The organism is Massilia sp. NBRC 108631 (assembly GCF_059704565.1).
This window is the reverse complement of record NZ_BAAKJE010000065.1, coordinates 1-10,224: the sequence shown is the minus strand read 5'-3', so window position 1 is coordinate 10,224 and position 10,224 is coordinate 1. Positions and strand designations below refer to the sequence as shown.

Here is a 10,224-nt window from a genome sequence, read left to right as displayed (position 1 = left end):
TGCTCTTTTCTTCCTAGGTTTTTTAGTGGTCATTGCTTCGGTCATGGAACATCCCTTTCGGTATTATTTCATGACCCCGGACACACAAAAATTCTGACAGGCTCCTGGCACGGGAAAAACACGAACAACCATCGCCCTAGTCGATACCTTGTTGCGCTCCAAGCGCGTGCAACGCGTATTGTTTCTTGCTGATCGCCGTGAACTTGTACGCCAAGCGATGTCGGAGTTCAAATCCCATCTACCCAATGAAAGTCTCGCCCGTATCGAGTCCGGCGAAACTTCTGGCGCGCGTATTCAATTCTCCACCTACCCCAGCATGATGCAGGTGTACGCACGCCTGTCGGTAGGTTACTACGACCTGATCGTGGCGGATGAAAGCCACCGCTCCATTTACCAGCGCTACAAGGCCGTTTTCGATCATTTCGATGCCATTCAGCTTGGGTTGACCGCAACCCCTACCGACTACATCGACCACAACACGTTCGAACTATTTGATTGTGGTGACGGTGCACCAAGCTACTACTACAGCTACGAGCAGGCCATTGCCGACCAAAACCTAGTGAACTATCGCGTGCTGGACGCCCAAACCAACTTCCAGCTTCAAGGCATTCAGGGCGATGCGCTGCCGGAGCCTTTGAAGCAGATGGCTCGCGATCAGGGAGTGGATCTTGATGAACTTAACTTCGATGGCAGCGACATCGAAAAGGGCATCATTAATCAGGGCACTAACGATGCCATGGTTCGAGAGTTCATGGACAAAAGCCGCAAAGATGTGCGCGGCCTGCCGCACAAGTCCATCATCTTTGCGGTTAGTCATGCCCACGCCAAGCGGCTTTATGAGGGATTCAATCGCCTTTATCCGGAGCTGCAGCGCCAAGGCATGGCTGAAATCATCGACAGCCACATGGAGCGCGCTGACGCGACACTGGATGATTTCAAGTACCGCACCATGCCGCGTGTGGCTATCTCCGTGGACATGCTCGACACCGGCGTAGACGTCCCCGCCATCCAGAACCTGGTTTTCGCCAAGCCCGTATTCAGTAAGGTGAAGTTCTGGCAGATGATAGGGCGTGGCACACGGCTCCATACCGATAAAGCCACAGGCGAGATCAAGAAGGATTTCTTGATCATTGATCACTGGAAGAACTTCGCGTATTTCAAGCTCAAACCCGACGGAGAGGTTGACCATCCCAGCGAACCGCTACCGGTTCGCCTTTTCCGACTTCAGCTTGAAAAGTGGCAACTCCTGGAGGCACAACAACAAGGCACACAAACCACCATTGCCGATCTGCAGGCAATGTTGAAAGCATTGCCCCGTCACAGCATCAACGTACGTCCCCACTGGGACGAGCTTGACGCGCTGGCAGCGCAATGGCCAGCTCCGAGCCAAAGCACAATTGAACACTTGTCGCAAACCATCGCCCCCTTGATGCGACTTGCCCAATTGGCTGGTCTGGATGAACTTCAATTTCGCATTTGGTGCGAGCGCCTCTCAGTGGCTTGGCTTAAGGGTGATTCCGGCGAACAGGCCAAAGTACGTGAGCGCATTCACGAGGCGATTAACAGCTTGGCCGAAAACATCCCACAGGTGCAGCGTGTGGCCGAACAACGTGCCTGGGTTCTGTCGGTCGGCTTCTGGCAGCACTTGGATATGGCGCGATTGACCACACTGCAAACCGTATTCGCTCCGCTGATGCGCTATCGCACCACCGCACCAAGCCATACGGTAGAAATAAACCTACCCGACAGCATTACCCAGCGCAGCTGGATCATTTACGGCCCCACGGGTGAAGGTGCCTTTGCAGAAAGCTATCGCGAACAAGTCGAGGCCTTGGTCCGCCGACTGGCTGACCAGATTCCCGAATTGGCAAAGCTCAAACAAGGCGAACATCTGGGCGACGACGAGCTGGAGCGAATCAGCGACACACTCAACCAGGCTGATCTATTCGTCACCGAAGGCACCTTGCGCAAAGCCTTTGAGGCTCCCGCAGCCTCGCTAGCTGACTTTCTGCGGCACATTCTTTGCGAGGGCGCGCATCTACCTAACCGCGAGCAGCGCATCAACGCCGCGTTCGACGCCTTCATTGCAGCACACGGCTATTTGCGCGCCAATCAACTCAACTTCCTGCGGGCCGTAAAAGCTGCCGTTGTGCGCCATGGGCGCATTACCCGCGCTGCGCTCAGCGAACCGCCGCTTTCGCGCGTGGGCCGAGTGGAAACGCTGTTTCCGCCGCAAGACATCGACGAACTCATCAACCTCACCAACCATTTGTTGGATGAGGCCGCCTGAACCATCAAGGACAACACTGAATGCTTGCCCCTCATATAAAGAAAAAAGTCGACGAACTCTGGAATCGCTTCTGGGCCGCTGGCCTCACCAACCCTTTGGTGGCTGTCGAGCAAATCACCTACCTGCTGTTTCTCAAGCGCTTGGAAGACATCGATCTCAAGCGCCAGCAGCGCGGCTTTCCGTCTATTTATGCAGGTTTCGAAACCTGCAAGTGGAGCTACATCCGCCAGGACAAAACCAACCCGACTCACCTGATCGAGGTGGTGTTTCCCTGGCTGCGCGAACTCGACAAGCACTTCACCGGCGCCAGCGCCGACGGCACGGAGCTCGCCAGTCTGAACAACCGCATGGCCGATGCCTACTTTCAGCTCGATCCCAACAAGGGCAAGGTGCTAAGCGATGCCATCGACAAGATCGACGAGCTCTTCGCCCGCGCGGGTGAAGGGTCTGCTGCCCAGGACATCATGGGCGACACCTTTGAATACCTGTTGAGCGAAGTCGCCACGGCGGGTAAGAACGGCCAGTTCCGCACCCCGCGCCACCTGATCCGTTTCATGGTCGAGCTGCTTGACCCCGAGCCCGGTCAGCGCGTTATCGACCCGGCCGCCGGAACGGGCGGCTTCCTGTTCAGCACGCAGCAACACCTAATGCGCAAGTACTCAGCACAGGAAAATCTCGTGCTGGAGTGGGACGGCACCCCGCATCGCACCGATGGCGCTGCCGCCAAACCGGAGCAATACACCGCCATCCACAACGGTGCCAACTTTGTAGGCCTGGACAACGACCGCACCATGGCCCGCATTGGCTGGATGAACCTGGTGCTGCATGATGTCACCGATCCGCACCTGCTGCAGGGCGACTCGCTCAGCAAGCGTGAAGGCAAAGCTAAGCTCAAGGAATTATTGGAGCCGGGCAGCTACCAGCTTGTACTCGCCAACCCACCCTTCACCGGTACGGTCGATAGCGGCGATCTTGAGCCAGACACGGTGCTGTTTCCGCGCGTTGGTGGTGGCGGCAAGAAGAAGGATGAGTCGATCACTAACAAAAGTGAACTGCTCTTTTTGTGGTTGATGCTCGACTTGTTGGATATTGGTGGTCGTTGCGCGGTGATCATTCCTGAGGGCGTTCTGTTCGGCAACACCGATGCCCACGTGCGGCTGCGCCGTGAGCTACTTGTCGAGCACGTGGTGGAAGGCGTCATCTCTCTCCCCGGGGGTGTATTTCAGCCCTACACCGGCGTCAAGACCTCCATTTTGATCTTCAGAAAAAACACACACCGCGACAGCAAGCAAACCCTGCCGAGCAACGCCGCACCACTGAGCGAATACGTCTGGTTCTATGAGGTAGAGGAAGACGGCTACACGAAGGATGCCAAACGCAATGCCCGCCCTGGCCAACAAAATGACCTGTGGGATGCGCTTGAAAAGTTCAAGGCCTGGATCGCGCACGGACGATCAGGCGCGCAGCACAACGAGAAAACCCTGCTGCAACCCAGCTTTCACGCCGAGCGTTGGCGCCAGGCCCTGCTGCGCGACACCGCCGACAAACTCACGCCTGCTGGCGAGGCATTTTCCGCGTTACCTGACACAAGCATGTGGGATGGTCAGGTGTGGGGCATACACGAGCTGTTCCCGGAGCTTCCGGCCGACCCCAAGGCCGCCGAAATCCAGGTACGCAATGCCACCAGCCGGATGCTCTACGACCTGGTGATTCAGTTCTTTGCTGCACCCACCCAACCCGTGTGGGCCAAGTGGAAAGACGCGGGCACCGCTACCAAGCAGATGGACAGCGACAAGGCGCTGGCTGAATGGCAAAAAGCCATCAAAGCGCAGCAGCAGGAATTCAACCGCGCCGCGCGCGACGTACTACGTTTTTTTGAAGCAGAAGACGGCCCAGCGTTGCCGCTGTGGAAGGACATGGTCAAAGACGCGCTAAACGCAGGGCTGTCGTATCACAAAAACGCTGCCACGCAAGCGCCTACGGTGCACTTCAGTATTCACGAGCCGGTCGCAGACCTGAACGCTGCACTGGAAGCCATCGCCCGCGAAGTCGCCAAACTCGACGGCTTCGATGTCACCTTGCGCAGTCTTGCCATTGATCAGGCAACCGACCTCAAAGCGGCCAAGCACTGGGTGGTACCCGTGCGCGACTGGGCGCGCAACGACAAATGGCAAAGTGCAGATTCTCAACTCATCGGCTCGCACGATGCCGACGGCTTGGTGCGCTCGGCCTATGTGCAAGCCATGCTAGCTAATAGGCTCTATGACGAGAAAGGCGCGCTCAAGGACGGATTGCTCGACCCGGACTGCATCGAGGCGCGTGAGTGGAGTCTGTCTGCCGGGCAATACAAGCCTTTTGACTTTACCCAGCTCAAGAGCGACAGGAGCGTGGCAGAGCTGATCGGCACACTCAAGACCACCGAGCAAGACATCATCAAAGGCTTAGACAAATTGCTGGCGATGGTGGAGGGTCGGGAATGAGTTTGCCTGAATCATGGGTGGAAGCGCGGCTTGGTGATGTACTTTCACGCGTTGACACTAAAGTTAACCCCCAGACATCTCAGACGAACAGTCATTTTTACGTCGGCCTGGAGTATATCGAATCTCATACGGGCAGATTGCTCCGTGAGGCCGAGGACCTTTCCGAAGGCAGTGACATCCTTAGCATTAAGACTGCCTTCAATGCTGGTGACATTTTGTATGGTAAGTTGCGCCCAAATTTGAACAAAGTTCATTTGGTGACTCAGGAAGGCATTTGCAGCACCGACATCTGGGCACTGAGAACCAGTGTTGTCGTTTTGCCGGAGTTTGCGCTTCGTTATTTGCGTTCCCCAGCGATTTACGTACGCGCCGCACAACTGGCAACAGGTGCCAATCTCCCTAGACTTTCGGCAGATGCGTTTGATCGCCTTCCAATCCCACTCCCCACACTCCCCGAGCAACAGCGCATCGTAGATTTGCTGCGGCTGGCAGAGGCGTACACGGATCAGCAATTACGACGCCAGCAACTTGACTTGATGATCAAGTCCGCTTTAGATCGACTGGTGCTGGCTTCTCCAGAGTCTAAGTGGGAGCAACTTGGAACCTTGGTTGAGACTAGGTATGGCACATCGGTTTCAGCGAACTCGACTGCGGAATCAGGCGTAGCAGTTCTTCGCATCCCAAATGTGATGGGGGGTGAAGTCGACACCGAGGACTTGAAGTATGTCGATCTCTCCCATGCTGAACTGAAGCGCCTAAGCTTAACCACGGCCGACGTATTGATCGTTCGTTCAAATGGCAATCCAGAGTATGTAGGGCGATCAGCTCCAATCACTGAAGACCTGGCTAAATCCGCCATGGTTTATGCCTCGTACTTGATTCGCTTGCGAACGGATCCGACGCGTCTATTACCTGAGTATCTGAGTGCGTTTCTGAATAGTGCCTACGGACGCGCTGCCATGCGCAATGCGATTCGCACAACTGCCGGTCAAAGTAACCTGAGTGGCGAAAACCTGACTAAGGTGAAGCTGCCGATACCTTCTATCGCAGAGCAAGAGCATTTCCGTGACTTCTGGTTGCAGATTCGAGAGCTGCGCCGCCTCATTGCCAAGTCGGAAAGCATCTCTAATGAGCTACGTGCTGCTTTGAGTGTTCATGCAATGTCTGGTGAATTGACAAAAGCGTGGCGTGGCAAACATGCCGCCGAAGTTGCCGAGGCGACACGCATCCGCGACACCCTGCTGCTTGAACGCGGAACGAAGATCAATCTAAGCGGCACCGCCAAAATCAGCTTCACGGCGCAAGCCGATCTCACCGTGCGCCCGGCGCGCCACTGGTTGCTCACCGAGCTCAGTGAATTCCAGCGCCAGGTGCTGACGGCCTTCACCGGCTATTGCCAACAAAGCGGCCAGCCCTTGCTCGTCGAAGACCCGGAGGTATTTGCCCGCTTCTGCGATGACTCGGCTGTGACGGATCGTCTGCAAGCCTTTGGTCAGTCTCATGGCAATCGCATTCGTCGCTCTCTCAGCCAATTGGCGGCACTGGGCCTGATTGCCAAAATTACTTTGCCGAAGCAAGACACGGACAGCGGCGAGCGCGACTACCTAAAGGCCTTTCGACCATTGCGCCCGGAAGAGTTCACGCGCATGGCCGATGTGCAGGCGCTGCGGAAAGCGTTGCCGGCCAGCGTTGATCCGCAACGGTATTATTTTGAAGTCCAGTTGGATTACGAAACCTCTGAGCACGCAGGCGCCAGCGGGATGTTCCAGGTGATCACGGTCGAAGATGAAGACGGCAAGGATTGCATCCACCTGGTGGATCAGGGCCAGCATTACGCCTCGCTCGATGATCTAAAAGAAGCCATCGCCAGCGCACTCAAGGTAGAGGCGCAGCAAGTCGATCTGGAGGCCGTGTAATGCGCCTGCGCTACCTGCACCTGCAAAACTACCCGCCGATCTCCGACATAAAGGTGTGCTTCGCCAGCGGCTCGCCGTTGGCACGTGAGTGCGCCATCCGCTTTGTGGTGGGGGTAAATGGCAGCGGTAAATCAAACCTGCTGCGTGCGGTGGCGGAGGTGTTTTTGGCGCTGGCTGACTTGCGTGCTCCAGCATTTCCGGTGAGCTTGGTGTACGAGTTGGGCGTACGGAGCTCACCCAATCACCGCACCTTGCTGCTGCACTGCCCTGGGCAACGCCAACACGCCAGTTTATGGCTCCACGAGCGCTTTGCCTTTGATGACCAGAATGGCCAGGAGGTGTTCGACACCTGCATCGAGCACCTTAATCTGAATGGTGTGCCGATGGTGCAGGGCTTTGTATCGCTCATCGCCCCTGGCAGTTGGCCGCTGCGCGACAGTTCGCCGCCACAGATTGCATTGCCTTCAGCGGTGCTGGCTTACACCACCGGCGACCTGCGCCCTTGGCGCTCGGTGTGGAACCGTAATCAGCATGGTGACGGTCTGCTAGAAGGTGGTGATGACACACAAAGCGACGAGCGCCCAGCGGGTTGGACCGCCGCCCAGGAAAACGCCCTGCAAGCGGCACGGCAGGTCGGCGGTGACACGCCTCGGCTGGCCATAAATACAGGTAATGCGGAGACGGATCGCTTCCGCCGCCCGGTGCTGCTGGATGCCACGCTGCTGAAATGCGCACTGTTGGCAGTCGCGCTGCCGCAGGCGTTTATTGAAACGGCAGACTATCCGCTGCGGGCAGAGACTGACGCGGCGATGGCCAAGCTGCGTCGGCGCGACGACAACAAGAGCGCGCTGCAAGAACTGCTGGGGCGTGGCGGCTGGCACAGCTTGGTCTCGGTCGCTTTTCGCTCACGCCTGCAAACAGCGCGATGGGATCAGAAGCTCTGCGAAACCGCCCACGATTGGTGGCTATGCGCGAGCGAGGTTATTGCCGAGCCGCACCCGCTGGAAGTTCGCCGCACCCTGATGTTTGATTTGAAGGGGCCTTTCGATGCGCAAGGACCGTCGTTCCTGTCGGCCGCCCGTGACGAGCTGCAAACTTGCACCAGCCAAGGCGAAGCTTTGTGGACCTTGTTGGGCGGGGCCAAGGATGCTAGCGCCTTCGACTTGTTCACCCGCTTACTTGAATTGAAACAGGCAGGCTTGTTTGACGACGTTTTATTACGCTTACGTCGGGCACCAGTAGCTGATCGTGACGAGGCAATCAGCGCAAACGACGTTGGTGTCTTGCGATATGAAGAGCTGTCGGACGGTGAGCAAATGGTGCTGGGCCGCATGGCGCTATTCCACTTACTGCAAGGTCAGCAGGATGCTTTGCTGCTGCTGGATGAACCGGAGACCCATTTCAATGACAAATGGAAGCGCGAAATCGTCGACATCATCGACGATGCCATTGGTCACACGACCAATGATGTCTTGATCTCGACCCACTCGGCCATCGTGCTCTCGGATGTCTTCAACAACGAGATTGTGATGGTGCAAAAGACGGCTGAAGGCTCCACAGTACGCAGCGTGGACGAACCAACGTTCGCCACTGATCCGAGCGCATTAATGATGACGGTGTTCGGTGCCGATGACAGCATCGGCAAACGCGCCCAGGAATTCATTGAAGGCAAGCTGCGGCAAGCCACTGGCACACCTGCCGAGATGGTCGATCTTGAGCACTTGATCGCCCGGATGGGATCGGGGTTCTATCGCAGTGAATTGCGTACCCTGCTGAACACTTGGCGGGACAGAAATGCTTAAACCCATCCATCGCGTCAACTGTTCGCCTGCGTTGGATGCCTGTCAACGGTTGATGCAACGTTTTGCTCTGTGGTTGTGTAGTCCCGCCACAACTGGTGCCAACATCAGTCAGCCAGGTTTGCAGCCTCCAGTGCTCGCTAGCGCAATTGAGGCTAATTGGTTGTGGGACTTTCTCCAACGCATTGATGGTGGCCAATCGTTGTTGAGCCGTGCGCAAATGGTGGCGAACATGGCTCCTGCAGACAAGGCCAACTTGACCAATTGGATGCAGACTGTGGCGGCGGTTACAGCGCAGTTTCAGGCCGCTCCAGCTCCCTGGCCAATCAATCGCCCAATTGCAGTTGATTCGAATTGGAAAGCGTTCAAAGTCCTCATGGAAGCCTTTTACGAAAAGGGGTTTCGTGCAGGCCTGCCCTATTTGCCAAATGGCACGCCCACGGCTGCCGGTGGCGTTAGCTATGTCGACTACGTGAGCGCTTTTCGAAGTACTCACCGCCTGAACCCTGCGCCCTACTCCAGGGAAGTTTGCGTGCTGTGCGGCGGCCCACTTGGCGACACGCCACACATTGACCATTGGATCATCAAGAGCGCCTTTCCACTCCTCAGTGTATGCGCAGACAATCTGCAATTAATCTGCAGCACCTGCAATGAAGCACCCAATAAGGGCGACAAGCCGGTGCATTCCGCTGGTAGCTTTGCTGATTGGTTTCACCCCTATTTCCGCCCGGGCAACGGAAGGTTGCAAATGGCATATGTGCTCCCCGAATTTTCCGTGCGCTGTTCTGCCACTGCACTTACTGATCAGCCGAAGGCAGAAAAACTAGACACGCTGCTTAACCTGAATAGCCGGTGGACGCGCGAATTCAAGGCGGAATATGCCAAGCATCAGGACGTACTGATTCGTAAGGAGCGGCGTCGATTGCAAAGCGCACAGGCTCGTCACACCCAAGTCGAAATTCTGTCCTATATCCAGGAATGGCAGGCAGATTTGACCGCAAGCGAGCCGCACCACGAAGTCCACCAAGCCTTAGCTGCGGCTTTGCAGGAACCATCTCGGATCGCAGCTTGGCATAGTGAATTGGCTTCAAAAAGCTGAGCCCGCTGAAGAGGTAAGTTCAGTAACTACCGTTTAGTGGACCTTCGTGCGTTCTTCTAGCTCCCAAGGGGGAATCAACTTGACTTGGATTCGTCAGTGGCAGGAGTGCAGATAGGATTGTCTATCAAGGATGGCTTGCCTTTCCTCATCTAGCGGCGGACACAACGTGGTCCGCCGCGTCTTCTGACGCCGAAATACGAAGTCAGGTCATGCAATCATCATAAGCGCCTGATCCAGCGCTTTTTCCTTCAGCGTAGCACCCTGCCCAAACCAAGCAGATTCGAGCCGGTGATCGGGACTGCGTGCACGCCGCTCATGGTCAACAAACTCCGTCACGGCGTTGAGTAAGCCGAAAGCCGTTCCCTTTGAAGAAGCCAGTTCAGCCCCTCGTCCACATCCCTCAAACAACGCCATGACCTTCGCCATAGTCCGGTCGCTCACGCTGCCGCTGTCGGCTTTGCTTTCGTCAGAAAATACCCGCGAAAGATAATTCATCGCCTCGTGCGTTTTCACCTTTCGCTCGCTCAGCCCCTTCATCTGAACCGGACCGGGATATTGAGAGGCGCCTCGGTTTGAGTCATGCCGGGATGGCTTGACTCGATAGTTGACGATAGTAGTTCATTTCAGCTTCGGCCGGTGG

6 protein-coding genes and 1 pseudogene are annotated in these 10,224 nt (G+C 56.4%); 6 read left to right on the top strand and 1 reads right to left on the bottom strand.

The window, feature by feature from the left end; genetic code table 11:
* Nucleotides 1–118: 118 nt before the first annotated feature.
* From AC6H42_RS07170 to AC6H42_RS07145, 6 genes and pseudogenes are all read left to right on the top strand, one after another.
* Nucleotides 119–559: pseudogene (locus tag AC6H42_RS07170) on the top strand (DEAD/DEAH box helicase family protein); the annotation flags it as partial.
* 84 nt (nt 560–643) lie between these two features.
* Nucleotides 644–2,290 carry a type I restriction-modification enzyme R subunit C-terminal domain-containing protein gene (locus AC6H42_RS07165; protein WP_497547728.1) on the top strand — a complete coding sequence of 549 codons (1,647 nt, stop codon included), beginning with the start codon at nt 644–646 and terminating at the stop codon, nt 2,288–2,290.
* 20 nt (nt 2,291–2,310) lie between these two features.
* Nucleotides 2,311–4,770: a type I restriction-modification system subunit M gene (locus AC6H42_RS07160; protein WP_497547726.1), complete on the top strand. Its 2,460-nt coding sequence runs from the start codon at nt 2,311–2,313 to the stop codon at nt 4,768–4,770.
* The gene (locus tag AC6H42_RS07155; RefSeq protein WP_497547725.1) at nt 4,767–6,686 is read left to right on the top strand and encodes a restriction endonuclease subunit S; all 1,920 of its coding nucleotides are present in this window, start codon (nt 4,767–4,769) and stop codon (nt 6,684–6,686) included. Before AC6H42_RS07160 ends, AC6H42_RS07155 begins: the two co-directional genes overlap by 4 nt.
* Nucleotides 6,686–8,488: an AAA family ATPase gene (locus AC6H42_RS07150; RefSeq protein WP_497547724.1), complete on the top strand. Its 1,803-nt coding sequence runs from the start codon at nt 6,686–6,688 to the stop codon at nt 8,486–8,488. Before AC6H42_RS07155 ends, AC6H42_RS07150 begins: the two co-directional genes overlap by 1 nt.
* On the top strand, nt 8,481–9,584 hold the full coding sequence (locus AC6H42_RS07145; protein ID WP_497547723.1) for a hypothetical protein: 1,104 nt from the start codon (nt 8,481–8,483) through the stop codon (nt 9,582–9,584). Before AC6H42_RS07150 ends, AC6H42_RS07145 begins: the two co-directional genes overlap by 8 nt.
* A gap of 207 nt (nt 9,585–9,791) precedes the next feature.
* On the opposite strand, the gene AC6H42_RS07140 is transcribed toward AC6H42_RS07145, so the two are convergent.
* Nucleotides 9,792–10,121, bottom strand: a complete 330-nt coding sequence (locus tag AC6H42_RS07140) for a DUF932 domain-containing protein (RefSeq protein ID WP_497547722.1) — start codon at nt 10,119–10,121, stop codon at nt 9,792–9,794.
* Nucleotides 10,122–10,224 lie beyond the last annotated feature (103 nt).